Source organism: Luteibacter sp. 9135 (assembly GCF_000745005.1).
Lineage (GTDB): Bacteria > Pseudomonadota > Gammaproteobacteria > Xanthomonadales > Rhodanobacteraceae > Luteibacter.
In genome coordinates, this window is the sequence record NZ_JQNB01000001.1 from 1877904 (window position 1) to 1902658 (window position 24755).

At 64.8% G+C, this 24755-nt stretch carries 21 protein-coding genes; 16 read left to right on the forward strand and 5 right to left on the reverse strand.

The features are described 5' to 3' along the window. Window positions 1-16 precede the first annotated feature (16 nt). From hppD to FA89_RS08030, 3 genes are all read left to right on the forward strand, one after another. Entirely contained in the window at window positions 17-1105 is a 1089-nt protein-coding gene (gene hppD / locus FA89_RS08020; protein ID WP_036139887.1) for a 4-hydroxyphenylpyruvate dioxygenase, read from the forward strand. Window positions 1106-1337: 232 nt separating this feature from the next. Next, the gene (gene hmgA, locus FA89_RS08025; protein WP_036139889.1) at window positions 1338-2648 is read left to right on the forward strand and encodes a homogentisate 1,2-dioxygenase; all 1311 of its coding nucleotides are present in this window, start codon (window positions 1338-1340) and stop codon (window positions 2646-2648) included. 17 nt (window positions 2649-2665) lie between these two features. After that, entirely contained in the window at window positions 2666-3646 is a 981-nt protein-coding gene (locus FA89_RS08030; protein ID WP_036139892.1) for a fumarylacetoacetate hydrolase family protein, read from the forward strand. A 104-nt stretch (window positions 3647-3750) separates the two neighbouring features. On the opposite strand, the gene gap is transcribed toward FA89_RS08030, so the two are convergent. Beyond that, entirely contained in the window at window positions 3751-4767 is a 1017-nt protein-coding gene (gene gap, locus FA89_RS08035; protein ID WP_036139895.1) for a type I glyceraldehyde-3-phosphate dehydrogenase, read from the reverse strand. Window positions 4768-4940: 173 nt separating this feature from the next. Here gap and FA89_RS08040 point away from each other — a divergent pair, with 173 nt between their 5' ends. The 5 genes from FA89_RS08040 to FA89_RS08060 all read left to right on the forward strand — a co-directional run bounded on the left by FA89_RS08040 (window position 4941) and on the right by FA89_RS08060 (window position 11370). Further along, the gene (locus FA89_RS08040; RefSeq protein WP_051938627.1) at window positions 4941-5765 is read left to right on the forward strand and encodes a S1/P1 nuclease; all 825 of its coding nucleotides are present in this window, start codon (window positions 4941-4943) and stop codon (window positions 5763-5765) included. A 36-nt stretch (window positions 5766-5801) separates the two neighbouring features. After that, entirely contained in the window at window positions 5802-7271 is a 1470-nt protein-coding gene (gene pyk, locus FA89_RS08045; protein ID WP_036139897.1) for a pyruvate kinase, read from the forward strand. An 86-nt stretch (window positions 7272-7357) separates the two neighbouring features. Further along, window positions 7358-7804, forward strand: a complete 447-nt coding sequence (locus tag FA89_RS08050) for an energy transducer TonB (RefSeq protein ID WP_036139900.1) — start codon at window positions 7358-7360, stop codon at window positions 7802-7804. 106 nt (window positions 7805-7910) lie between these two features. After that, window positions 7911-8936, forward strand: coding sequence for a class I fructose-bisphosphate aldolase (locus tag FA89_RS08055; RefSeq protein ID WP_036139903.1), 1026 nt, complete (start codon window positions 7911-7913; stop codon window positions 8934-8936). A 193-nt stretch (window positions 8937-9129) separates the two neighbouring features. Next, on the forward strand, window positions 9130-11370 hold the full coding sequence (locus FA89_RS08060) for a ricin-type beta-trefoil lectin domain protein (protein WP_051938628.1): 2241 nt from the start codon (window positions 9130-9132) through the stop codon (window positions 11368-11370). A gap of 77 nt (window positions 11371-11447) precedes the next feature. On the opposite strand, the gene FA89_RS08065 is transcribed toward FA89_RS08060, so the two are convergent. Then, the gene (locus FA89_RS08065; RefSeq protein ID WP_051938629.1) at window positions 11448-12182 is read right to left on the reverse strand and encodes an outer membrane protein; all 735 of its coding nucleotides are present in this window, start codon (window positions 12180-12182) and stop codon (window positions 11448-11450) included. Window positions 12183-12405: 223 nt separating this feature from the next. Here FA89_RS08065 and tkt point away from each other — a divergent pair, with 223 nt between their 5' ends. The 3 genes from tkt (at window position 12406) to FA89_RS08080 (ending at window position 17127) form a co-directional block, all read left to right on the forward strand. Then, the gene (gene tkt / locus FA89_RS08070; protein WP_036139906.1) at window positions 12406-14418 is read left to right on the forward strand and encodes a transketolase; all 2013 of its coding nucleotides are present in this window, start codon (window positions 12406-12408) and stop codon (window positions 14416-14418) included. Between the two features lie 121 nt (window positions 14419-14539). Next, a complete protein-coding gene (locus FA89_RS08075; RefSeq protein WP_036139909.1) occupies window positions 14540-15835 on the forward strand; it encodes a transposase in 1296 nt (431 codons plus the stop codon). A gap of 77 nt (window positions 15836-15912) precedes the next feature. Beyond that, window positions 15913-17127, forward strand: a complete 1215-nt coding sequence (locus FA89_RS08080) for an acyltransferase family protein (protein WP_185754280.1) — start codon at window positions 15913-15915, stop codon at window positions 17125-17127. Window positions 17128-17608: 481 nt separating this feature from the next. Here the strand turns inward: FA89_RS08080 and FA89_RS08085 are convergent, their stop codons facing one another. Next, entirely contained in the window at window positions 17609-18259 is a 651-nt protein-coding gene (locus FA89_RS08085; RefSeq protein WP_036139913.1) for an HAD hydrolase-like protein, read from the reverse strand. Beyond that, on the reverse strand, window positions 18259-19440 hold the full coding sequence (locus tag FA89_RS08090; RefSeq protein ID WP_036139915.1) for a phosphoglycerate kinase: 1182 nt from the start codon (window positions 19438-19440) through the stop codon (window positions 18259-18261). Before FA89_RS08090 ends, FA89_RS08085 begins: the two co-directional genes overlap by 1 nt. 113 nt (window positions 19441-19553) lie before the next feature. Here FA89_RS08090 and maiA point away from each other — a divergent pair, with 113 nt between their 5' ends. Further along, entirely contained in the window at window positions 19554-20207 is a 654-nt protein-coding gene (maiA, locus tag FA89_RS08095; RefSeq protein ID WP_036139917.1) for a maleylacetoacetate isomerase, read from the forward strand. A 129-nt stretch (window positions 20208-20336) separates the two neighbouring features. Here the strand turns inward: maiA and FA89_RS08100 are convergent, their stop codons facing one another. Next, the gene (locus FA89_RS08100; RefSeq protein WP_036139920.1) at window positions 20337-21446 is read right to left on the reverse strand and encodes a PilT/PilU family type 4a pilus ATPase; all 1110 of its coding nucleotides are present in this window, start codon (window positions 21444-21446) and stop codon (window positions 20337-20339) included. Between the two features lie 95 nt (window positions 21447-21541). Between FA89_RS08100 and FA89_RS08105 the strand changes: the two genes are divergently transcribed. The 4 genes from FA89_RS08105 (at window position 21542) to FA89_RS08120 (ending at window position 24751) form a co-directional block, all read left to right on the forward strand. After that, window positions 21542-22099: a DUF4398 domain-containing protein gene (locus FA89_RS08105; protein ID WP_081916398.1), complete on the forward strand. Its 558-nt coding sequence runs from the start codon at window positions 21542-21544 to the stop codon at window positions 22097-22099. Beyond that, on the forward strand, window positions 22099-22749 hold the full coding sequence (locus FA89_RS08110; protein WP_036139925.1) for a DUF4398 domain-containing protein: 651 nt from the start codon (window positions 22099-22101) through the stop codon (window positions 22747-22749). The genes FA89_RS08105 and FA89_RS08110 overlap by 1 nt, the downstream gene beginning before the upstream one ends. A gap of 200 nt (window positions 22750-22949) precedes the next feature. After that, window positions 22950-23177: a YdcH family protein gene (locus tag FA89_RS08115; protein WP_036139926.1), complete on the forward strand. Its 228-nt coding sequence runs from the start codon at window positions 22950-22952 to the stop codon at window positions 23175-23177. A 203-nt stretch (window positions 23178-23380) separates the two neighbouring features. Beyond that, window positions 23381-24751 carry a pyridoxal-phosphate dependent enzyme gene (locus FA89_RS08120; RefSeq protein ID WP_036139928.1) on the forward strand — a complete coding sequence of 457 codons (1371 nt, stop codon included), beginning with the start codon at window positions 23381-23383 and terminating at the stop codon, window positions 24749-24751. Window positions 24752-24755 lie beyond the last annotated feature (4 nt).

Here is a 24755-nt window from a genome sequence, read left to right on the forward strand (position 1 = left end):
GCCAGGAGTATCGCCCATGAGCGCCCAGCCCAATATCGGTATGGAAGTCACCACCTTCGAGAACCCGCAGGGTGTCGACGGCTTCGAGTTCGTCGAGTTTGCCGCGCCGGATGCCGCGCTGCTGCATACGCTGTTCCCGAGGCTGGGCTTCACGGCCGTGGCGAAGCACCGCACCAAGGCCATTACCCTGTATCGCCAGGGCGAGTGCAACTTCCTCGTCAATGAGGAACCCAACTCGTTCGCGTCGGATTTTGCCGCCGAGCACGGCCCCAGCGCCTGTGGTTTCGCGATCCGTTTCAATCGCCCCGCCACCGATGTGCAGGCCACCGCCCTTTCCAATGGCGCCGAGAAGATCCTGCTCAAGGCCGACACACTGGCGTTGGACGTCCCGACGATCCAGGGCATCGGCGGCTGTGCGCTTTATCTCATCGATACCTACGGCGCCAAGGGCGACGTGTTTGACGGTGAATTCGAGTGGCTGCCGGGCGTCGATCGCCACCCGAAGGGCTTCGGTCTGACCTTCATCGATCACCTGACCCACAACCTGCACTTCGGCAACATGCAGAAGTGGTCCGACTACTACGAGCGGCTGTTCAACTTCCGCGAGATCCGCTACTTCGACATCAAGGGCGCCAAGACGGGCCTGGTGTCCAAGGCGATGACGGCACCGGACGGCATGGTCCGCATCCCGCTCAACGAGTCGTCGGACGAGAAGTCGCAGATCAACGAGTACATCCGTGAGTACAACGGCGAGGGCATCCAGCACATCGCCCTGTTCACCGACGACATCTACGCCTCGGTGGAAGCCATGCGCGCGCAGGACGTGGCGTTCCTCGAGACGCCGGACACCTATTACGAAGTAATCGACGTGCGCGTGCCGGACCACGGCGAAGACATTGCGCGCCTGCAGAAGAACAAACTGCTTATCGACGCCGACGACGAGACCAAGAAGAAGCTGCTGCTGCAGATCTTCACGCAGAACAACATCGGGCCGATCTTCTTCGAGATCATCCAGCGCAAGGGTAACGAAGGCTTCGGCAACGGTAACTTCAAGGCGCTGTTCGAGTCCATCGAACGCGACCAGATGCGCCGCGGCGTGCTCTAAAAAGCCCGGGTGCGAAAAAACGCACGTAGGAGCGCACGATGTGCGCGATGTATCTTCGCGTAACCCTCCAAGCTGCCGCGCCAGCTCCAGGGCACGGCGTAGAGATTTTCGCGCACATCGTGCGCTCCTACATGGGGTTTCGTTCTCCCGACCCCGCGGTTTGCCCATGCAGGTCGTGTCTCGGCCATGCAGGTTCCACCCAAGCAGGTTGTCATCGACACAGGACACCACGATGAGCCATACCGACGATACCCACGGTTACCAGACCGGTTTCGGCAACGAGTTCGCCACGGAAGCCGTCGCCGGCGTGCTGCCGGTCGGCCAGAACTCGCCCCAGAGGGTGGCGCATGGGCTGTATGCCGAGCAGCTTTCGGGCAGCGCGTTCACCGCGCCGCGCCATAGCAACCGGCGCAGCTGGCTCTATCGCATTCGCCCGGCGGCCCAGCATTCGCCGTTCGCCGAACTCGGGCATCCGACGTTCCACAACCGCTTCCAGGAAGCTCCCGCTACGCCGAACCAGATGCGCTGGAATCCGCTGCCGATGCCTTCCGCACCGACGGATTTCCTCGACGGCCTGGTCACCATGGGCGGTAACGGCGGCGCGGAAGAGCAGGCGGGCATCGGTATCCACCTGTACTGTGCCAATCGCTCGATGCAGGGGCGTTATTTCTACGACGCCGACGGCGAGCTGCTGATCGTCCCGCAGCAGGGTCGCCTGCGCATCCGCACCGAGTTGGGCGTAATCGATGTCCAGCCACTGGAGATCGCGGTCGTGCCGCGCGGCGTGCGCTTCCTGGTCGAGTTGCCGGATGGCGAGGCACGCGGTTACGTCGCGGAGAACTTCGGTGCAGCGCTGCACCTGCCCGACCTCGGCCCCATCGGTGCCAATGGCCTGGCCCATCCGCGCGATTTCCTCACTCCGGTCGCCGCATACGAGGACCTGGACGGGGATTTTGCGCTGGTGGCCAAGTTCCAGGGTGCCTTATGGTCGGCCACCATCGATCACTCGCCGCTGGACGTGGTGGCCTGGCATGGCAACTACGCGCCCTACAAGTACGACCTGCGCCGCTTCAATACCATCGGCTCCATCGCCGTGGATCACCCGGACCCGTCGATCTTCACCGTGCTCACCTCGGCCAGCGACACGCCCGGCACGGCCAACATGGACTTCGTGATCTTCCCGCCGCGTTGGCTGGTGGCGGAGCATACGTTCCGCCCGCCGTATTTCCATCGCAACGTGGCCAGCGAGTTCATGGGCCTGATCGATGGTGCCTACGACGCGAAAGCCGGCGGATTCGTGCCCGGCGGTTCCAGCCTGCACAACTGCATGAGCGGCCATGGCCCCGATGCGGCCAGCTTCGAGAAGGCCTCCGCGGCGGACGTATCGCACCCGGACCACATCACGGGCACCATGGCCTTCATGTTCGAAACGCGCAAGGTCATCCGGCCGACGCGACAGGCGCTGGCGTCCGGCGCGCTGCAAGGCGACTATTACGCCTGCTGGCGCGACCTGAAGAAGCACTTCACGCCGCCCACGGTCTGATCGTTTAAAGGAAACGCATGAAACTCGCTTCGTTGAAGGAAGGCGGCCGCGACGGCACGCTCATCGTCGTCAGCCGCGACCTGTCGCGTGCCGTGAAGGCCTCGGGCATCGCGGCCACCCTGCAGGCGGCGCTGGACGATTGGAACACCCTGGCGCCGCGCCTCAACGCGCTGTCCGAAGACCTCAATGAGGGCACGGCGGACGGTGCGTTCGCGCTCGACATGGCGCGGTTGGCCGCACCGCTGCCGCGTGCGTACGAGTTCGTGGACGGCAGTGCCTACCTGCCGCACGTGGAGCGTGTTCGTCGCGCCCGCGGCGCCGAAGTGCCAGCCTCGTTCTACACCGACCCGCTGATGTACCAGGCCACCAGCGCCGGTTTCCTCGGTCCGCGCGATCCCGTGGCCGTGCCCAGCGAGGATTTCGGCATCGACCTGGAAGCCGAGGTGCTGGTCGTCACCGATGATGTGCCCATGGGCGTGACGCCCGCGCAGGCCGGCGGCCACATCCAGCTGGTAGGGCTGGTCAACGATGTCTCGCTGCGTGGCCTCATTCCCGGCGAACTGGCCAAGGGCTTCGGCTTCGTCCAGTCCAAGCCGCGCTCCGCGCTGTCCCCGGTGTTCGTCACTCCCGACGAGCTGGGCGACGCCTGGAAGGACGACAAGCTGCACCTGCCCATGCGCACCTGGATCAACGGCCAGTGGTTCGGTGAAGCCGAGTGCGGCGTGGACATGCAGTTCGATTTCTCGCAGCTGGTTGCGCATGTGGCGAAGACCCGCCCGCTGACCGCTGGCACGCTGGTGGGCTCGGGCACCATCGCCAATGAGGACACGGGCAAGGGTGCTTCCTGTCTGGCCGAGCAGCGCACGGTGGAGACCCTGCGCGACGGTAGCCCGAGTACACCGTTCCTGTCGTTCGGGGATACGGTGAAGATCGACGTGGTCGACCAGGCTGGCGTCAGTATCTTCGGGGCGATCGAGCAGGTTATTCAGCAAGCCTGAGCGGTAACCTGAGCTGCACCTTAAAAAAAACCCCGCACGGTGACGTGCGGGGTTTTTTCATAGGCATCGCGCGCATCGCGCGCTCCTACATGGGCGTTTTGGCCTTATTTGGCGGCCATCAGCGCCTTGGTCATGTCCAGCATGCGGTTGGAGAAGCCCCACTCGTTGTCGTACCACGAGAGGACCTTCACCAGGGTGCCTTCCATCACGCGCGTCTGCGTCGAGTCGTAGATCGACGAGTGCGGGTTGTGGTTGAAGTCGATCGACACCAGCGGCGCGCTGTTCACGGCCAGGATGCCCTTCATGGCGCCGTTGGCGGCTTCATGGATGGCAGCGTCGATCTCTTCCTTGGTCGTCGCGCGTGCGGCGGTGAAGGTCAGGTCGACCACGGACACGTTGATGGTCGGCACGCGCATGGCGAAGCCGTCCAGCTTGCCGTTGAGTTCCGGCAGCACCAGGCCTACCGCCGCGGCGGCGCCGGTCTTGGTCGGGATCTGGCTGTGCGTGGCGCTACGGGCGCGGCGCAGGTCCGAGTGGTAGACGTCGGTCAGCACCTGGTCGTTGGTGTAGGCGTGGATCGTGGTCATCAGACCGTGCACGATGCCGATCTTCGTGTGCAGCACCTTGGCCAGCGGCGCCAGGCAGTTGGTGGTGCAGGACGCGTTGGAGATGACTTCGAGCTTCGAGGTGAGCTTGTCGTCGTTGACGCCCATGACGAAGGTGCCGTCCACGTCCTTGTCGCCGGGCGCGGAGATGATCACTTTCTTGGCGCCGCCGGCGATGTGCGCGCTGGCCTTGGCCTTGGAGGTGAAGAAGCCGGTGGACTCCAGCACCACGTCGACGCCGTGCTCGCCCCAGGGCAGCTTGGACGGATCGCGCTCGGCGAAGACCTTGATCCGGTCGCCGTTGACGATCAGGTCGCCGTTGTCGACCGAGACTTCACCGGGGAAACGGCCGTGGGCCGTGTCGTACTGGGTGAGGTGGGCGTTGGTTTCCGCGTTGCCGAGATCGTTGATCGCGACGATCTGGATGTCCTGGCCGTTCTTCTTCGACTCATAGAGCGAGCGCAGGATGTTGCGACCGATGCGACCGTAACCGTTGATGGCGACCTTGATGGTCATGTGCAGCCTCCGGGTGGGATTTGCTAACGAGGTAAGGGCAGGTGGCGTAAACCTCCATGGTAGCGGAAGGTCGCGGGGGCCGGCTTGCTGCACCGCCGCGATTTGTCATCCGTGTGCCCGGCCGGCTGTGGCACACTTGGGCGTTCGCCCCGTCCGGAAACGTTTACCTGTCCATGAACGCCGTTCATAAGCGCCGCACCATCGCCACCCTGCTGGCCCTCGCCCTCCCGGCCTTCGCCAGCGTCCATGCCTGGGGCGACATCGGCCACCGGATCGTCGCCGAACTGGCCTGGCGCCAGCTGGACCCCACCGCCAAGGCGGAAATCCAGCGCCTGCTCGGGGAAACCGGCAGCGCCGATCCCCTGCCGGACATCGCCAGCTGGCCCGATCGGCTCCGCGACGACCCCGCCACCAAGGCGCTGGGCAAGGCCACCGGACCGCTGCACTACATGGATTTCGTGGACGGCAAATGCCATTACGTGCCCGCCCGCGATTGCGCGGACGGAAAATGCGTCGTGGGTGGCCTCGAGAAGTACGTCGCCATCCTGGGCGACCGCCATAAGTCGCAGGCCGAGCGCGCCGAGGCGCTGAAGTTCGTCGTCCATTTCGTGGGCGACGTGCACCAGCCGCTGCACGCCGGCAACCGTGACGACAAGGGCGGCAACGACTACCAGGTGCAGTTCGACGGCAAGGGCACCAACCTGCACAGCGTGTGGGACTCGAAGATGCTCTACACCCGCGACCTGAAATGGCCCGCCTACGCCGATCGCCTGGCCGCGCAGGGGCCGGTGCAGCTGCCGAAGCCGCAGGCACCGCTGGACAATCCCTACGCCCAGTGGGCCGAGGAATCCTGCGCGATCGTGGCCACCGACGGCTTCTATCCCGACTCGCACACCATCGACGACGCCTACGTGGCGAAGCAGCTCCCGGTCGCGGAGACCCGCCTGCGCGAGGCAGGCAAGCGTCTCGCCGACCTGCTCAACAAGACGCTGGACTGATCCGCGTCCCGAATTCGAAGACAAGGTAGATACACAATGACCGATATCCAGGTTCGCCGCACCAAGATCGTCGCCACCCTCGGTCCCGCCACCGACGCGCCGGGCATGCTTGAGAAAATCCTCGAAGAGGGCGTGGACATCGTCCGCCTCAACCTGTCCCATGGCGTGCCGGACGACCACCGCGCCCGCGCCGCCGCCGTGCGCGCCGCCGCCGAGAAGGTCGGCCGCGAGGTCGGCATCCTGGCCGATCTGCAGGGCCCGAAGATCCGCATCGAGAAGTTCGCCGACGGCCCGATCGACCTCCTGGCCGGCGACAGCTTCACGCTCGATTGCCGTCCGGATGCGCCGGCCGGCACCCAGACCCATGTGGGCGTGAGCTATTACGACCTGCCCCGGGACGTGGTGCCGGGCGACGTGCTGCTGCTGGACGATGGCCTTATCGCCTTGTCGGTACTGGAAATTTCGGGTTCCGAAATCCGCACCCGCGTCGTCATCGGCGGTCGCCTGTCCGCGCGCAAGGGCTTGAATCGCCAGGGCGGCGGCCTCAGCGTCTCGGCGCTCTCCGACAAGGATCGCAACGACATCAAGCTGGCCGCCGAGATGGGCGCCGATTTCCTCGCCGTATCGTTCGTGCGCTGCGCCGACGATCTCCACGAGGCCCGCCGCCTCATGCGCGAAGCCGGTGGCGATGCCGCCATCGTCTCCAAGATCGAGCGCGCCGACGCCATCCCGGTGCTGGGCGAGATCATCGATGCCTCCGACGTGGTCATGGTCGCCCGTGGTGACCTGGGCGTGGAAATCGGCGATGCCGAGCTGCCGGGCCTGCAGAAGAAGATCATCCGCGAGTCCGTGCAGCGCAACCGCTCGGTGATCACCGCCACGCAGATGCTGCAGTCGATGGTGCGCGCGCCCATCCCCACCCGCGCCGAGGTGCTGGACGTGGCCAACGCGGTGATCGACGGCACCGACGCCGTCATGCTCTCGGAAGAGACGGCGGCCGGTGCCCATCCGGACAAGGCCGTGGCCGCCATGCGCCGCATCTGCCTGGGCGCCGAGCGCCAGTTCGAGCCGCGTGGCGACCTGCGTCCGGACGTGCAGTCGCTGGACCGCAGCGATCAGGCCATTGCGCTGGCCGCCATGTCGCTCGCCGCCCAGGTGGGTGTGCGCGCGATCGTGGCGCTGACCGAGTCCGGTGCCACCGCGCAGTGGCTGTCGCGCTATCGCTTTGCGGTGCCGATCTACGCCATGTCCCCTTCGGACATGGCCCGCCGCCGCATGCTGATGCTGCGCGACGTGCAGCCGGTGGACTTCGAGCAGGGCAACCTCGACCCCGCTCACACCGCCCGCGCGGCGCTCCAGCACCTGTTCGCGCTGGGCAAGCTGGTCAAGGGCGACCGCGTCATCCTGACGCACGGCGACCACATCGGCCGCGGCGGTGGCACCAACACGCTGAAGCTGCTGGTCGTCGGCGACGACGGCATCGCCGACAGCCTGCGCGACCTCTGATCGACCCGCCGCGGACGCATGCCTCATACGCAGCGCATGCGTCCGCGGGGTTAAACTCGACGCCCTGGTTACCTACCGAGGGCGTCATGATCCGTATCTCTTCCCGCACCGGCGCCATTGCCGCCGCCGTCCTCCTCCTGGCCGCGGGCACCGCCCAGGCGCAGAACCTCCGCCGCGTCGCTCCGGAGCGACTGACCGGCTACTGGTACCTCACCAACAAGTCCGTCAGCCCCGATGTGCCGAACACCGGCAAGAACCTCAACCAGCCGACCTGCGTCGCCGTCAGCTACATGATCGGCTCGGACGGTCGCACGCAGAATGCACGGATCGAGAAGGTCGAACCCCAGGGTGACCTCGGCCAGGTCGGCGTCAGCATCGTCAAGCAACTGGTCTACGTGAAGGGCAACCAGAACGGCACGGCCGTGCCCGTGCAGACCTACTACGTCACCGGGTTCAACCTTCCGGAAGACCCCGCCGCCAAGGCTGCCCTCCTGGCCAAGTGCAAGCTGCCGGGTTACGACCAGACCAGTTGATCGCATCGCACAACGGCATTCGCGGCGCGCAGCCCTATACTCCGCCGGTTTCAGTCATCGCTTCGCCCCTGAAAAAGGGGCATACCACTACCATCATGGAGTTGTCATGAGCATCGAAAACCTCGAACAGATCGCGCAGGCGATGGTCGCCCCGGGCAAGGGCATCATCGCCATCGACGAGTCGACCAACACCATCAAGAAGCGTTTCGACAGCGTCGGCATCGAGAACACCGAGGAAAACCGGCGCGCCTACCGCGAGCTGCTGCTCACGACGCCCAACCTGGGCGACCATATCTCCGGCGCCATCCTGTTCGACGAGACGATCCGCCAGAAGACCAAGGACGGCGTGCCGTTCACCGAGATCATGAAGAAGAACGGCATCATCCCGGGCATCAAGGTCGACAAGGGCCCGGTGCCGCTGGCGGGTTTCCCGGGCGACGTGATCACCGAAGGTCTGGATGGCCTGCGCGAGCGCCTGAAGGAATATGCCCAGCTCGGCGCCCAGTTCGCCAAGTGGCGCGCCGTGATCAACATCACCGACGACAACCCGAGCTCCACGGCCATCGAGGCCAACGCCCATGCGCTGGCCCGCTACGCGGCCCTGTGCCAGGAAGCCGGCATCGTGCCGATGGTCGAGCCGGAAGTGGTGATGGACGGCGCCGACAGCACGCACGACCTCGAGGTCAGCTACGAAGTGCACGAAGCCGTGCTGCGTAGCCTGTTCAACGCCCTCTACGAGCAGAACGTCATGCTCGAAGGCACCATCCTCAAGATCAGCATGGTGATCCCGGGCAAGAACGCCCCGGAAGAAAGCCAGGTCGATGCCGAGGACGTGGCCGATGCTACCGTCCGCGTCCTCAAGACCACGGTGCCGGCGACGCTGCCGGGCATCGTGTTCCTCTCCGGCGGCCAGGAAGACACCCAGGCCACCGAGAACCTCAACGAGATCAACAAGCTCGGCCCGCACCCGTGGCCGGTCAGCTTCTCGTACGGCCGTGCCATGCAGGCGGAAGCCCTCGCGCTGTGGGCCAAGGATATCAAGGGCAACGTGGCCGCCGCCCAGAAGATCGTGCTGGAGCGGGCCAAGGAGAACGGCGAGGCCGCGCTGGGTCGCTGGAAAAAGCACGCCTAACCCGATCCTGAACGAACGAGAAGAGGCGCCCTCAGGGGCGCCTCTTTTTTTTTGGGGTACCGCCGTTAACTGATGGAATCCACATATTCGGCAACTTTGTTCAGTTCCTTGCCGTATATGTGGCAGTCCCCAGCCTGGGGACGGCGGGTCTTCTTCCTTGAAGCCCGATCCAGCGGCAGCGGAGAACGGCTCGATGAATCGTAAGAAAGGGACCGCCTGGGCGGTGGTCATGGGTACCCTGGCACTGGCCGGGGTCATGGTTTGGCAGGCGTCAGGCGCGACCGATCCCGGTAGTCGTCCCCCCATCGCTTTCGCGTCACCGGCCGCAGCCGCTTCCGTCGTAGCGCCCATCGTATCGACACCGCTTCGCCCCCTGGCTGCGAACGCCGCCCCCGGCGCCGCCGGCTCGGCCATGACGTCGTCCGCCCATGCGACCGCGCCGACGGGCGAGCTGTTCTCGTATTCGGCGACGGAGACGCCCCGCCGGGAAGGGCCGTACACCTACTATCCGGTCGATATCGACGTGGACCAGGTGCTCGCCTCCGCTCTGTCGGGCCACCTCGCGTTCACTGCGCCGGACGGCTCGCAGGTCGCCCTGGATTACGACAGGCACATCACCCACGAGGACGGGAACTGGACCTGGGTCGGCCGCAAGGACGGGGGTACGACGGGCCAGGACGCCGTGATCACCTTCGGTCCCGATGCCACCTACGGCGTGTTGCCGTCGTCGAACGGGCAGCAATTGCGCATCGCCACGCTCGGCGGCAAGACCTACGTGAGCAGCGCGCCTTTCAGCCAGCTGCAGCAAGGCATTCGTGCCGGTGGCGATACGGTGGTCAAGGCGGCCGACGAGGCCGCCGAGACGACCGGATCGCAGGCACCCGTCACGGCCGCGGCCTCCTCGTCGACCGCGGCGCCCGTCGACGTCCTGATCGGCTACTCCAGCGGCTATCGCGCGTACCTGGGCAGCGCCTCGGCGGTGACGACGCGCCTGACCAACCTGATCGACGTGGCCAACCGCGGCCTGGCCAACTCAGGTGTCACCACCGCCTCGTTTCGCCTGGTCGGTAGCCTGGAAGTGAACTACGCGGACAATACGGACAACGGCACGGCGCTGAGCGACCTGGCCTCGACCTCGGCGTCCTCGCCGCTGGCGGCCGTGCGCGCCGCCCGCAAGCAGTACGGTGCCGACCTGGTGTCCTTCATGCGCCGCTATGCCTCGGGCCAGAACGGCTGCGGCCTGGCCTATATTCCGCAGGCCCCCTACAACACCAATGGCCGCGACCAGACGTTCTCGGTCGTTGGCGACGGCAGCATCGACCTGGGCGGTGGCAGCTACTCGTATTGCCCGGATACTTCGCTGGCCCACGAGATGGGTCACAACCTGGGCGCGCAGCACAACACGCAGACCAACTCGACCGGCGCGCTGTATCCGTACTCGTACGGCTACCGGAACGACAGCGCCAACTTCTACGACATCATGTCGTACGGCCAGAGCGGCCAGGAAGCCGAGCTCATGTACTCGACGCCTGATGTGTCCACCTGCAAGGGCCTGCCCTGCGGTGTGGCCAATGCCGCGGACGTGGCGCGCACGTTCCGCGAGACCATGGTGACCGCCATGAATTTCCGCGCGACCGTGGTCGCCGATCCGACCTCGAATGCGCCAGGCCAGTTGACTCTGGCGAACGGCACGGGTCGCTGCCTCGATGTGTCCAACGGCAGCACCAATAACGGCGCTCCCATGCAGATGTGGGCCTGCAACGGGTTGCGGCAGCAGCAGTGGGGTTCCGCGGCGGATACGCGTGCCTTGTACAGTCTGGGTACCTCGATGGTGCTGGATGCGGCCAACTTCGGCACCAGCAACGGCACGCCGCTCCAGCTGTGGAGCGAAGCATCGACATCGAATCAGTCCTGGACTTTCACGCATGCGTCGCTCGTCACCAACGGGGGCCGAGTGGTAGACGGGATCGACTTCGGCAGCGCCAACGGCACGCTGTTCCAGTTGTATGACGACGGCGGCACGTCGAATCAGCGCTTTACTTTCGATCCGTCCGTCGGTGAGTTGATCAGCGATATGGGGCGCTGCCTCGATGTGCAAGGCTACGGTACGTCCAACGGCACGCGCGTCCAACTGTGGGACTGCAATCACACCGATAACCAGAAGTGGAAGCTGGGCCCGAACGGCAGCATAGTGGGCTACGGCGGCAACTGTCTTGAGGCGGCTGATGGCGGCACGGCGAACGGCACGGTCGTCCGCATGTGGCAATGCAATGCCCAGCCCAACCAGAAATGGCGCATCCGCGGCGAAGTCCGCGGCACGCAGAGCAATCTCTGCCTCGACGACCCGTCCGGCGGCCAGAACAACGGCTCGCGCCTGCAGCTGTACGCCTGCCTGGGCAACGACCACCAGCGTTGGGAATACCAGCCCAACTGATGGATAAAAGAAAAGGAGCCGCGACGGCGACGTCGCGGCTCCTTTGTTTTACGTGGATCTATATCTGGAACAGGTGCTTAGAAGCGGTATTCACCGGCAAGCGAAACGATGCCCGTGGAGCGCTTGATACCGCGAGAGACTTCACCCGTGGCGTTGTTACGCACCTTGCCTGCGTCGGCGTGGAAGTAGTCATACGCCGCACCCACGCTGAAGTGCTCGTTGATGTCCCAACCGGTACCGACACCGCCGTACCAGCTGCCGCGGGAGGCGCTGCCGCCGCTCGAGAAGCCGAGGTCTTCGCTGACGCTGTTGTTGTAGTTCTGGTTGTTGTCGTTGGCGCGGAAGTAACCGCCGTGCGCGCTGAGGTACCAGCCCTGCACGAGGTTGATCTTGCCGTTCACACCGACCAACCAGCCGCGCAGCGCGTTGCGCGTGCCCTTCTGGTCGACGTCCTGGCCGTTCTCGAAGACGTTCTTCACGCGGTAGTTGCCCAGATCGGCATAACCGGCTTCAAGGCCGAGACCCAGATCCGGGCCGACCTTCCAGCGGTAGCCGCCCAGCAGGCCGTAGCCCGTGCGACGGTCCTTGTTCCCCTTGAGGAAGTTGAAGCCACCATTGTTGCCGTCACCGAAGCCACCGTTGTCGCTGCCGTTGGTACGGCCAGCCTGCGCGGCGATGAACCAGTTGCCGCTGCCCACGGACTGGCTGGGCTGGTAGTTGCCGCTGACGGCGGTGTTGGAATCCTGTGCGAAAGCCGGAATGGCTGCAAACGAAACGCAAGAAACTGCAAGGGCAAGAGCTGCCTTTTTCATGGGGTATTCCTCTTATTGTCGGGGCGACCATCGTCGTGTGTGGGGAGGGGGCGACGACGGCTTGTCGCTATTAGAGGCCTTCGTACCTGAAGAAATTCAGAAACCAGTGTTAAAACATTAAGGCTTGGTTAACTTCCCTGCCGTGGCATGAACGTCCACGACAAGCTCATGCCCGATGCGCGACAATCATGGTTTTTCCGCCCTTGCTAACTGGAGAATGCCGATGACGACACGCCGCGAACGCGCAAACGCGATCCGCGCCCTGGCCATGGACGGTGTCCAAGCCGCCAATTCGGGCCATCCGGGCATGCCGATGGGCATGGCCGACATCGCGGAGGTACTGTGGGGCGACTTCCTCCACCACAACCCGACCAACCCGCACTGGCCCAACCGCGACCGCTTCGTCCTGTCCAACGGCCACGGCTCCATGCTGCAGTACGCCCTGCTGCACCTGACCGGCTACGACCTCGGCATCGAAGACCTGAAGCACTTCCGTCAGCTCGGGTACCGCACCGCGGGCCACCCGGAATACCACCATACGCCCGGCGTGGAGACCACCACCGGTCCACTCGGCCAGGGCCTCGCGAACGCCGTGGGCTTCGCGATCGCGGAGGAAGTCCTCGCCGCGCGCTTCAATCGCCCCGGTCATGACATCGTCGACCATCACACCTTCGTGTTCGCTGGCGACGGCTGCCTCATGGAAGGCATCTCGCACGAGGTCTGCTCGCTGGCCGGCACGCTGAAGCTCGGCAAGCTGGTGGCGATCTACGACGACAACGGCATCTCGATCGACGGCGAAGTGCATGACTGGTTCACCGACAACACCGCCGAGCGCTTCCGCGCTTACGGCTGGAACGTCGTGGTGGGCGATGACGACAAGCCGGTCGACGGCCACGACGGCGAGGCCATCAAGAAGGCCATCGCCGCGGCCACGTCGCAGCACGAAAAGCCCTCACTGATCATCTGCAAGACCGTGATCGGCTTCGGTTCGCCCAATAAGGAAGGCAAGGAGTCCTCGCACGGCGCAGCCCTGGGCGCGGACGAGGTCAAGCTGACGCGTGAGCGCCTGGGCTGGAACTACGGCCCGTTCGAGATCCCGCAGGACATCTACGATTCGTGGTCCGCCAAGGACACCGGTGCGCAGAGCGAAAAGGCCTGGAACGAGAAGTTCGATGCCTACGCCAAGGCCTTCCCGGAACTGGCGGCCGAGTTCAAGCGCCGCACCTCGGGGGAGCTGCCGGGCAACTGGAAGAAGGATTCCGACGCCTACATCGCCAAGCTGCAGGCCGAGGGTCCCGTGGTTGCCTCGCGCAAGGCGTCGCAGATGGCGCTGGACGCCTTCGGCCCGCTGCTGCCCGAACTGATCGGCGGCTCCGCCGACCTGGCGCCGTCCAACCTGACCATCTGGAAGGGCTCGAAGAACATCGCCGATGGCGGTGAGCAGGGCAATTACATCCATTACGGCGTGCGCGAGTTCGGCATGTCGGCCATTTCCAACGGTATCGCCCTGCATGGCGGCTTCGTGCCGTACGACGCAACGTTCCTGGTGTTCTCCGACTACGCGCGCAATGCCGTGCGCATGTCGTGCCTGATCCCGGCCCACGCCATCCACGTCTACACGCACGATTCGATCGGCCTGGGCGAAGACGGCCCGACCCACCAGCCGGTGGAGCACCTGGGCTCGCTGCGCCTGATCCCGAACAACCGGGTGTGGCGCCCGGCCGATGCCGTGGAGTCGGCGGTGTCGTGGCAGCAGGCCATCGAGCGCAAGGGCAACCCCTCGTGCCTGATCTTTTCGCGGCAGAACCTCAAGCACAATCCGCGCACGGAAGAGCAGGTGGCCAACATCGCCAAGGGCGGCTATGTGCTCTGGGAATCGTCGGAGAAGTTCAAGGCGATCATCATCGCTACGGGCTCGGAAGTCGGCCTGGCCGTCGAGGCCGCCCAGGCCCTGGGCGATCAGGGCATCCCGGTGCGCGTCGTGTCCATGCCGTGCACCGAGGAATTCGATGCCCAGCCGGCCGAATACCGTGAAGGCGTGCTGCCCTCGTGGTGCCGAGCGCGCGTGGCGGTCGAGGCCGCCAGCGTCGATTTCTGGGGCAAGTACGTCGGCCTTGACGGCACGACGGTGGGCATGACCACCTTCGGCGCCTCCGGCCCGATCGACAAGCTGTACGAGCACTTCGGCATCACCACCACGGCCGTGGTGGATGCGGTGAAGCGCGTGACCAAGTAAGGCGACATCGCCTGGTCGAGAAAAGCCCCCGCAACAGCCTGTGTCAAAACTCACCTGACACGTAGACGCTGAAGCGGCTGCAAGTAAAAATGCCCTCGGAGACCCCGAGGGCATTTTCTTTATGGGCCACATCACCGGCGAAGGTCGCGGTCAGAGCGCGCTGTTTCCGTTGAGCCTGGATGATCTGTTGCCGGCGGACCACGCCTGCCGGGTCATCGATGCCTTCGTAAGCGGCCTGGATCTTCAGGCGCTGGGCTTTGCCCGTAGCCGCCCGGCCGCCACGGGGCGGCCGGGATACGATCCCGGCGACCTGCTTCGTCTTTATCTGTACGGCTATCTGCAGCAGATCCGTTCGTCGCGGCGACTGGAGACCGAGTGCGGCCGCAACATCGAGTTGATGTGGTTGCTGGGCCGGTTGGTGCCCGACCACAAGGTCATTGCCGAGTTTCGGCGCCTGCATGGGGAGGCGGTGGCGGGGGCGGGGGCGACCCTGATCCAGTGGGCGAAGGCCCAGGCCTTGTTGCAAGGCGACTGGGTCGCGATCGATGGCTCGAAGTTCCGTGCCGTGAGCAGCAAGCGTAGCGTGGCGGCCCGCGATGCACTGGCCCGATACCTCGGCGAGCTGGATGCAGCGGACGCGGCGGAGTCATCGGCGGTCGCGGCGCATCCGGAGCCAGAAGCGCACTTCATGCGTAGCCCCAACGAGGGCAAGATCCCCGCGTATAACGTGCAAACGGCCGTCGAAGCGACGACGGGCCTGATCGTGGCGCACGAGGTGACCACGGCCGCGGGCGACAACCGCCAACTGCTACCGATGGCGACCAAGGCGCGCGAGGTGCTGGGCACGCAGACGTTGAACATCGTGGCCGACGCCGGCTACTCCAACGGTGAGCAGGCCAGAGCGTGCGAAGAGCAAAACCTGGTGGTGCACGTACCGGCCAATCGCTCGGTCAATAACCAGGGCGATGGCACCTTGATGGACCGTCGCGCCTTCATCTACGACGTCGATCAGGACGTCATGCAATGCCCAGGTGGCGCGACACTGGTCCGCAAACAAGTCCACCGTGCCACTCGCTCAGTCCACTATGCCGCGCCTGTGGCGGCGTGCGGAGCCTGCGCCCTCAAGGGCCAGTGCACGACGGCCGATCGGCGCATCGTGACCCGGCACAGGGACGACGACGTCCTGGACCGCATGCATGCCAGAGCGACGCCGGAAGCGATGCGCCTGCGGCGTTGCACCGTGGAGCGACCGTTTGCGGAACTGAAATACCGGATCTTTGGTTTGCCTCGCTTCCTGCTGCGAGGAACCCGGGGCGCCGCCTCGGAGATGGCCATCGCGGTGATGGCCTTTAATCTGAAGCGCTTAAGCAGCCTGCTGGGGCGCGGCCAGTTCATCCGGCAACTGCAGCCGGGCTAATCGCTCACTCTTTACTCGTCCAAAGAAAAAGGCGCCCCTCTTGCGAGGGGCACCTCCTTGAGCCGCAGCAACCAGTTTTGACACAGGCTGGCAAGGGGGCTTTTTCTTGGCTGGCTGGCGAAACGGCCGACAGAGGTAATTTCTCACGGCTCATGCAAGAATTGGCCATGCAGAGCCGAAACCAGCCCTACGAGCCCGCTTTCGATCATATTCGCGCCTTTGCCGCGGTACTGATCCTTTGTTACCACTCGTTCCAGCACATGAGCGGATTCATGACCCACGGCAGTGGGTTCCAGGAATCCGACAGGGTTCTCACGCACAATCCGCTGTTTGCGCTGTTGCTGGAAGGCCACACGGCGGTCGGGCTGTTCATCGTCCTGAGCGGCTTTCTTTTCACGCGAAGCGCCATCGGCAAACACGTCGACTACCGCAGCTTCGTGCGCAATCGCATCCTCAGGATCTACCCGCTCTACCTGTTGCTGGTGGTCGTCGTGCTGGCGACCAATCCGCAGCTGACCCTGCAGTCCCTCGTGCTCGTGATCCTGCCGACCGGCTACATGCCGGCGGTGCAGTCGATGGGGGTGGTGGGGTCGCTGTTCTGGGCGGTCGGCGTCGAGTTCCAGTTCTACCTCATCTTCCCCTTCCTGATGCGCATGCTGGAAACGCGGGGCATCCGGCCACTCCTCGCACTGATCGCGTTCGCCATCCTGATCAGGTACGGCATGACGTACCAGGGCGCGAACATTCGCGATATTTCGTATTGGACCAGCGTAGGTCGTATCGACCAGTTTCTCATCGGCATGATGGCGGCCAAGCTGTGCGTCGACAGGCCGGCGCTGGCTGCCCGGTTCGGCTGGTTTTTCGTACCCAGCGTGCTGGTCGTGCTCGCCGTGATCTACGGTTTCCATGCACTCGGCGGTTGGCCGTCGGTCGCAAGCTGGAAGGGCGTGTGGCCGACCATCGAGGGGCTAGTCTGGGCGATGTTCATCTGTGCCTACGTACCCGTGGCGAAGCGGATACCGCAGCTGCTTTCCCGTGGCCTGTCGCGCATCGGGGAGGTCAGCTACAGCACCTACCTGCTGCATGTGTCGATCCTGATCGTCATCGGTGCCAACGGGTGGTTCCTCCGCCCGACCGGCGTTCTCAAATTCGATGTACTGGTCACCACGCTGGTGGTAGTGCTTCCCGTCGTGTTGGCTGTTTCGGCACTTTCGTACTATGCGGTCGAGAAGCCGTTCCTTGGCATGCGGGCGAAATACACCACGCCGCGGGATGAATCCGTTGGGATATAGCTCGGGGCGGCAGCTTGCCGACGTCTCCGATGTCGTCATGCCTGACGTTTGTGGCGTGTCCTGTGGCCTCCAAAGCAAAAGCGGCGACGCGCATGGCCCATTCGGCTGCCGGAGGGTGGCGACGCGCCGGCGGGAATGCGCCAGCGATGGATCGCTGGGTGAGTTCCTTTGCCGATGTCGTGCCTGGATACCGAGGAGTCGGCAGGGAGCGCGAGGATGAGCGCGCCCACGGGTAGTCTGCGTGTACGCTCGCCGAGGTCGTGACGATGCCGTCGGCAAGACAGGCGGCCGGGAAAGAGAGCGAGCTTGTCAGCGCGCTGATTACCATGGTGCGAAGTGGCATGGAAAGCTCCTTGGAAGACGCCTGAGTGATCGTCATCCCGCGAAACTAGCTAGCCTTCGGATCAAGGGACATCAGGGATGTCCCTTGGATCGTTTGCAGATATCGCATGGCGGTGTAGGGAAAAGCCTGCCTGTTGACTTAACTAGCTAGCTTGGCGCCTGCCAGCGCCGCGATATCCATCGGCTTCTCGACGATTTTCCACGCCCCGGCTTCTTCCAGCTCCGCACGATCCCCAAAGCCCCAGAGCACGCCGATGCCACGTACGCCGTTGGCTACGGCGCCGTCGATATCGAAATGACGGTCGCCGATCATCAGCACGTCGTCGACACCTTTCCCGAAATCGAGCACCGCGGCGCTGATCATTTCCGCCTTCTCGCTCTTCGCCGAGGACGGGTCGGGTGCGTATACCTGCTCGAACGCCTCGCCGAAGGGCAGGTGGGCGACGATGGGCTCGGCGTGTGGACGCACCTTGCTGGTGACGACGGCGAGTCGATGGCCGGCGCCGACCAGGGCGGCGATCAGTTCCGGGATGCCCGGATACACGGTGTGTTCGGACCAGCCGATGTCGTGGAAGCGTTGCGAGTATGCCTCCACGGCTTTTTCGACGCGCTCGCTGTCATGGTCCAGGAGTGGGCCGAAGCTCACCCGCAGAGGGGGACCGATCCAGGCGCGCAGCGCATCGTCATCCGGTGCCTCGGCGCCGACGCTCGCCATGGCATGGCGAACGCCGGCGAAGATGCCGATCTGGGAGTCGATGAGCGTGCCGTCCAGGTCGAAAAGGATCAGCATCAGTTCGCGTCCGCCCGCGCCTCGAGGGCGGCCACGGCCGGCAGTTCCTTGCCTTCGAGGAATTCGAGGAAGGCGCCGCCGCCGGTCGAGATGTACGACACGCCGTCTTCGATGCCGTACTTGTCGACGGCGGCGAGGGTATCGCCGCCACCGGCGATGGAGAACGCGCTGGACGCGGCGATGGCGCGCGCCAGCGTCTCGGTACCCTTGCCGAAGGCGTCGAACTCGAACACGCCGACCGGACCGTTCCAGACCACGGTGCCGGCCTTGGCGATGAGCTCGGCGTAACGCTTCGCGGTGTCCGGGCCGATATCGAGGATCATCTCGTCGTCGGCCACCTGGTCCACGGGCTTCACCGTGGCCTTGGCGTCGGCGGCGAACGCCGTGGCCACCACGACATCGGTCGGCACCGGTACTTCGGCGCCGCGCGCCTTGGCATCGGCCATGATCTTCTTCGCCGTATCCAGCAGGTCGGCCTCGACCAGCGACTTGCCGACCTTGTGCCCTGCGGCCAGGATGAACGTATTGGCGATACCACCACCCACGATCAGCTGCTCCACACGGCCCACCAAGTTTTGCAGCAGCTCGAGCTTGGTCGATACCTTGGAGCCGGCGACGATGGCCAGCAGCGGCTTCTTTGGGTTCTGCAGGGCCTTGCCCAGCGCATCCAGTTCTTTGGCCAGCAGTGGGCCGGCGGCGGCCACGGGCGCGAAGCGGATGACGCCATGGGTCGACGCCTGCGCGCGATGCGCAGTGCCGAAGGCATCCATGACGAAGATGTCGCACAGGGCGGCATACTGCTTCGACAGGGCTTCGTCGTCCTTGCCCTCGCCCACGTTCATGCGGCAGTTCTCCAGCACGACGACCTCGCCTTCGGCCACATCCACGCCGCCCAGGTAGTCACGAACGAGGCGCACGTCAGTGCCGAGCTTCTCGCCGAGCCACGCGGCGACCGGCTTGAGTGAGGACGCTTCGTCGAACGCACCTTCCTTCGGCCGGCCCAGGTGCGAGATGACCATGACCCGGGCACCGGCGTCGCGCGCGGCCACGATGGTGGGCAGCGAGGCGTCCAGGCGCTGGGTGGAGGTGATCCTGCCGTTCTCGACGGGCACGTTCAGGTCTTCGCGGATGAGGACTCGCTTGCCCTTGAGGTCGAGGTCTTGCATGCGGATGACGGACACGGTGGGTCTCCAGCTGGCGGTCGAGAAGAATCCCCCATTGTCCGCGCCCGGGGTGGATGGGCGCAAACGGTGACGGGCTAGAATCGGCCCGTCCCCGCCCGGAAACCCCCGCCATGGCCCTCGTCCTCTACACGTACTGGCGCTCCAGCGCCGCCTACCGCGTACGCATCGCCCTCCAGCTCAAGGGGTTGGCCTACGAGTCGCGGCCGGTGCACCTCGTCAACGACGGCGGCGAGCACCTGAAGCCGGCCTACCGCGAGTTGTCGCCGCAGGCCCAGCTGCCAACGCTGGTGGACGGCGATCGGACGCTGCGCCAGTCCATGGCGATCCTGGAATATCTGGACGAGACCCGCCCGGACCCGGCCCTTTTGCCGGCGGATGCGCAGGGCAGGGCGAAGGTGCGCGAACTGATGCAGGCGGTGGGTACGGATATCCATCCGCTGGGAAATCTGCGGGTGCTCAAGGCCATCGAAGCGGAGTTCGGCGCGGACCAGGCGGCGAAGGAGGCCTGGTCGCGCCGCTGGATCGCGCACGGCTTCGGCGGGTTGGAGGCCTTGCTGGCCGAGGGCGACGCCGGGACATTCAGTTACGGCGACTCACCGACCCTGGCGGACTGCTGCCTGGTGCCGCAGCACTACAACGCCGTGCGTTGGGGCGTGGATCTGGCGCCGTATCCGACGATTCGCCGGGTGGTGCGAGCTTGTCAGGGGCTGGAGGCCTTTCAGAGGGCGGCGCCTGAGGTGCAGCCGGACGCTCCTGTGACCTGATTCGCCCACATCGTCGGCTCCTACCGGGGGTTTGAGGGGCTGGGATCGCGCACATCGTGCGCTCCTACAAGGCGCTCGGTTGTAGGAGCGCACGATGTGCGCGATCCCGACCTGCCGCCAGGCTCCCGCTTAAACCCCAATCCCGTACGGATCGCTGGAAGCGAACTCGTTCCCGGTCGATCCCTCGGACAGGCGGATCTTCAACGCCAGGCCATCGCGGGAATCCGCCTTGTTCAGGCATTCCTCCAGCGTGATCTTGTCTTCCTTGTAGAGGCGATAGAGCGACTGGTCGAAGGTCTGCATGCCTTCCTGCAGGCTGCGGTCCATGGCGTCCTTCACCTCGTGGATCTGCCCGCGGCGGATCATGTCGCGGATCAGCGGGGTGTTGAGCAGCACCTCGGTGGCCGGCATGCGACGACCGTCCTTGCCGATCACCAGACGCTGGCTGATCACCGCGCGCAGGTTCAGGGCCAGGTTCATCAGGACGTTCTTGTGCGCGGCTTCCGGGAAGAAATTGAGGATGCGCTCCAGGGTCTGGTCGGCGTTGTTCGAGTGCAGCGTGGCGAGGCAGAGGTGGCCAGTCTCGGAGAACGAGATAGCCGCCTCCATGGTCTCGGTATCGCGGATCTCGCCGATCATGATGACGTCCGGCGCCTCGCGCATCGCGTTCTTCAGGGCCTCGTGGTAGCTGTGGGTGTCGAGGCCCACCTCGCGCTGGTTCACGATGGAGCGCTTGTGCCGGTGCAGGTATTCGATCGGGTCCTCGATGGTGAGGATGTGGCCCGAACTGTTGTTGTTGCGGTGGTCGAGCATGGCCGCCAGGGTGGTGGACTTGCCCGAGCCCGTGGCCCCTACGACCAAGATGAGGCCGCGCGGCTCCATGATCAGCTCACGGAAGATGGTGGGCAGCTGCAGTTCTTCCAGCGAGGGAATCTCGTTCTTGATGGCACGGATGACCATGCCGATCTCGCCACGCTGCTTGAACACGTTGATGCGGAAACGCCCGGCTTCCTTCACGGCCAGGGCCATGTTCAGTTCCAGGTCGCGCTCGAACTGGGGCACCTGGCCCTCGTCCATCAGCGAGTAGGCGATCTTCTTCACCATGCCGGCAGGCAGGCCGGTGTTGCCCAACGGGTAGAGCTTGCCTTCCACCTTGATGTTCACCGGGGCGCCGGTCGTCAGGAACATATCCGACGCGCCCTTGTCCACCATCAGCTTCAGGAAATAACCGATATCCACCTAAACCCCCGGACGTTCATTACAATCGAGTCGAGGTCAGCCCTTGACCCTATATATATCGACAATATCTCGCAAATCTGTAAGAGGAACGAGTGATGGTGCACAACTTGCCGTCGAAAACCCTTTCCAAGGGTCGCCGACTCCCTGCCCTGGCCGCTCTCGGCCTGGCAGTCATGACGATCGCCGGCTGTGCCAGTGTTCCTCCGCCCGATGGCTCGATGAATCAGGCCCTGGCCCAGTTGCAGGCCGCCCGGGACGCCGGAGCCGCCGATTACGCGCCGGTGGACCTGGACTACGCGCAGAGCAAGTTCCGTCAGGCGCAGGCGGCCATGGCCAGCCGTAAGTACGACGAGGCGGCGGTGCTCGCCGACGAATCGCGTGCGGACAGCGAACTGGCCCGTGCCAAGGCCCGCCTGGGTGCCGCCCGTGCGCAGAACACGACCAAGAGCAAGGAAAACTCACGCATGCGTGTCGAGATGATCGACAACCATGCCAACGACACGGTGCCCATCCCGTCCAATGTGCAGGAGTCGGAATCGGTGCTGCCCGAGCCCACGAACACCACCCCGCCGCCCGTGGGGGGACAGACCCAGCCGCTGAACGACCCGTCGGGCAGCCAGATCCAGTCGTCCAACCCCCAGGGAGGCCAGTGATGAAGCGTTCCACCCTTCTTGCCTCGGCCCTTGCCTTCGCGCTCGCGGCCGGCAGCGCCATGGCCGCCACGGACGACCTGGACATCCGTCGTCTCAATTCCAGCCTGGACCAACTCTCCTCCGACCCCGTGCTGGGCAGCTATGCGCAGGCCGAGCAGGCGCGCGCCCGCGAGGCCATCAACCAGATGGGCCAGTTCCGTCCCAAGGACAAGGAACACGCCCATTACCTCTACGTGGCCGAGCGCCGCGTGGACATTGCCAAGGCCATGGCTCAGTACCAGGACGCCCAGGCCAAGAGCGCCCAACTCGACCGTGAGCACGATGCCATCCTGCTGGAGGCGAGCCGGCTGGATGCCGAGATGGCCCGCCGCCAGCTCGAGCAGCAGCGCGCCCAGAACCAGATGATCCAGGAAGAGGCCGCCCGCCTGCAGCAGCAGGGCGTGGAGTACTCCCAGGCGCTGGACCAGGCCAAGGCCGAGGGTGACAAGGCCAGGCAGGTCGCTGCGGCGCAGGCCAAAGTGGCCAACGCGGCCAAGAAGCAGGCCGCACTGGCCGAGGCGGCCGCACGTGCCATGCGCGACATGAACTCCTCCGACGGCGGTGCGCCAGCACCGGCCCCGAAGAAGACCAAAAAGTCGAACGGCAACTAAATCGCTTTTTTATGCGTTTTTAGGCGTGTAACGTGAGAAAAATCGCCCTTGCACGGCTCCGGTGAGCGGAGTAGCTTCGGTATCCCGTCACCGGAAAAAACACGGTGGCGGTCCTGCCGGAGCCGTGCAACGCAGCGACCGCATGGCTCCCCTCACGACCGGCCCGCACCGCAGGCCGATCCCACCGCGAGGAGTTTGCAATGTTCGAAAACCAGCAGCGTGACGACGTCGAGAAGTTCATCCACGCCAACGCGGATACCCGTCGTCTTTTCTATCGCCACCAGGAACTCGATACCAAGTTGCATGACGCCAACATCGGCTGTCTGCCTATCGACGATGTCAGCCTGGCGGGTCTCAAGAGGGAAAAGCTGCAGGCCAAGGAAAAGCTCCAACGAATGTGGGATAGCTGGCAGCAGTCTCCACACTGAGCCCTGACCCGGCTCCATCGACCGACGGGCGCCGCAAGGCGCCCGTTTTCGTTCCACCGACCGGATCGTTGCGGCAGGGTCGTACCTATGTCGTTACGGTTCGGCCGATCGGCCGGGCATCGGTTCCCCGGCACACCCTTTATGATGGGCGCCCAGAGGGCGAGGTCGAAGGGGCCACGCCGCAAAAACACGATGGAGTTCCAATGACTGTTCATGACAGCGTCCTCGACCTGATCGGTCACACCCCGATGGTGCGCGCCCAGCGCCTGGACGCAGGGCCGTGCGAGCTGTTCCTCAAGCTCGAGAGTGCGAATCCCGGTGGCTCGGTCAAGGATCGCATCGGCATGTCGATGATCGAAGGCGCCGAACGCGCCGGGAAGATCAAGCCGGGCGACACCCTGGTGGAAGGCACGGCGGGCAATACCGGCCTGGGCCTGGCGCTGGTCGCCCAGCAGAAGGGCTACCGGCTGGTCCTGGTGGTGCCGGACAAGATGAGCCGCGAGAAGATCTTCAACCTCAAGGCGATGGGCGCTGAGGTGGTGTTGACCCGTTCCGATGTCGCCAAGGGCCACCCGGAGTACTACCAGGACATGGCCGAGCGCATCGCGCGCGAAACCCCGGGTGCCTACTTCATCAACCAGTTCGGCAACCCCGACAATCCGTTGGCACACATGCAGACCACCGGCCCTGAGATACTGGAGCAGATGGACGGCGACGTGGACGCCATAGTGGTGGGCTGTGGGTCCTCGGGCACCGTGAGCGGGCTCACTGCCTACCTCAAGGAGCACTCGCCGAAGACGCGGATCATCCTGGCCGATCCGGTCGGCTCCATCCTGGCGCAATACATCAACGAGGGCATCCTGTCGGAGAAGTCCGGCAGCTGGATGGTCGAAGGTATCGGCGAGGATTTTCTCCCCTCGATCAGCGATTTCTCGCTCGTCGAGAAAGCCTTCGCCATCACCGACAAGGAAAGCTTCCTGGCCGCGCGCGAGCTGCTGTCGAAGGAAGGCGTGCTTGGCGGCTCGTCCACCGGCACGTTGCTGGCCGCGGCGCTAAAGTACTGCCGCGAGCAGACCACGCCCAAGCGGGTGGTCACGCTGGTCTGCGATACCGGCAACAAGTACCTGTCGAAGATGTACAACGACTACTGGATGCTGGACAACGGCTTCCTCGAGCGCGAGCGCTACGGCGACCTGCGCGACCTGATCCTGCGTCCCTACGCGCAGCGCGACACCGTGGTGATCAAGCCCGACGACATGCTGATTACGGCGTACAACCGCATGAAGCTGTACGACGTGTCGCAGCTGCCGGTGATGCAGGGCGATCGCATCGTCGGCATCCTCGACGAATCCGACGTCCTGCTGCACGTGCATGCGGACGAATCGAAGTTCCGCGACCCGGTGTCCACCGCGATGATGGCGTCGCCCGAAATGCTCCAGGTCAGGGAGCCTATCGAGGCGCTCCTGCCCGTGTTCGAGAAAGGTCATGTCGCCATCGTCGTCGACGGGGAACAGTTCCTCGGCCTCATCACGCGGATCGACCTGCTCAATTACCTGCGTCGCAAAGTCAACTAAGGCC

Excerpts from the sequence above, each read along its gene's own strand:
- hppD (WP_036139887.1), top strand. The coding sequence starts at position 17 with ATGAGCGCCCAGCCCAATATCGGTATGGAAGTCACCACCTTCGAGAAC.
- hmgA (WP_036139889.1), top strand. The coding sequence starts at position 1,338 with ATGAGCCATACCGACGATACCCACGGTTACCAGACCGGTTTCGGCAAC.
- FA89_RS08030 (WP_036139892.1), top strand. The coding sequence starts at position 2,666 with ATGAAACTCGCTTCGTTGAAGGAAGGCGGCCGCGACGGCACGCTCATC.
- gap (WP_036139895.1), bottom strand. The coding sequence starts at position 4,767 with ATGACCATCAAGGTCGCCATCAACGGTTACGGTCGCATCGGTCGCAAC.
- FA89_RS08040 (WP_051938627.1), top strand. The coding sequence starts at position 4,941 with ATGAACGCCGTTCATAAGCGCCGCACCATCGCCACCCTGCTGGCCCTC.
- pyk (WP_036139897.1), top strand. The coding sequence starts at position 5,802 with ATGACCGATATCCAGGTTCGCCGCACCAAGATCGTCGCCACCCTCGGT.
- FA89_RS08050 (WP_036139900.1), top strand. The coding sequence starts at position 7,358 with ATGATCCGTATCTCTTCCCGCACCGGCGCCATTGCCGCCGCCGTCCTC.
- FA89_RS08055 (WP_036139903.1), top strand. The coding sequence starts at position 7,911 with ATGAGCATCGAAAACCTCGAACAGATCGCGCAGGCGATGGTCGCCCCG.
- FA89_RS08060 (WP_051938628.1), top strand. The coding sequence starts at position 9,130 with ATGAATCGTAAGAAAGGGACCGCCTGGGCGGTGGTCATGGGTACCCTG.
- FA89_RS08065 (WP_051938629.1), bottom strand. The coding sequence starts at position 12,182 with ATGAAAAAGGCAGCTCTTGCCCTTGCAGTTTCTTGCGTTTCGTTTGCA.
- tkt (WP_036139906.1), top strand. The coding sequence starts at position 12,406 with ATGACGACACGCCGCGAACGCGCAAACGCGATCCGCGCCCTGGCCATG.
- FA89_RS08075 (WP_036139909.1), top strand. The coding sequence starts at position 14,540 with ATGGGCCACATCACCGGCGAAGGTCGCGGTCAGAGCGCGCTGTTTCCG.
- FA89_RS08085 (WP_036139913.1), bottom strand. The coding sequence starts at position 18,259 with ATGCTGATCCTTTTCGACCTGGACGGCACGCTCATCGACTCCCAGATC.
- maiA (WP_036139917.1), top strand. The coding sequence starts at position 19,554 with ATGGCCCTCGTCCTCTACACGTACTGGCGCTCCAGCGCCGCCTACCGC.
- FA89_RS08105 (WP_081916398.1), top strand. The coding sequence starts at position 21,542 with ATGGTGCACAACTTGCCGTCGAAAACCCTTTCCAAGGGTCGCCGACTC.
- FA89_RS08110 (WP_036139925.1), top strand. The coding sequence starts at position 22,099 with ATGAAGCGTTCCACCCTTCTTGCCTCGGCCCTTGCCTTCGCGCTCGCG.
- FA89_RS08115 (WP_036139926.1), top strand. The coding sequence starts at position 22,950 with ATGTTCGAAAACCAGCAGCGTGACGACGTCGAGAAGTTCATCCACGCC.
- FA89_RS08120 (WP_036139928.1), top strand. The coding sequence starts at position 23,381 with ATGACTGTTCATGACAGCGTCCTCGACCTGATCGGTCACACCCCGATG.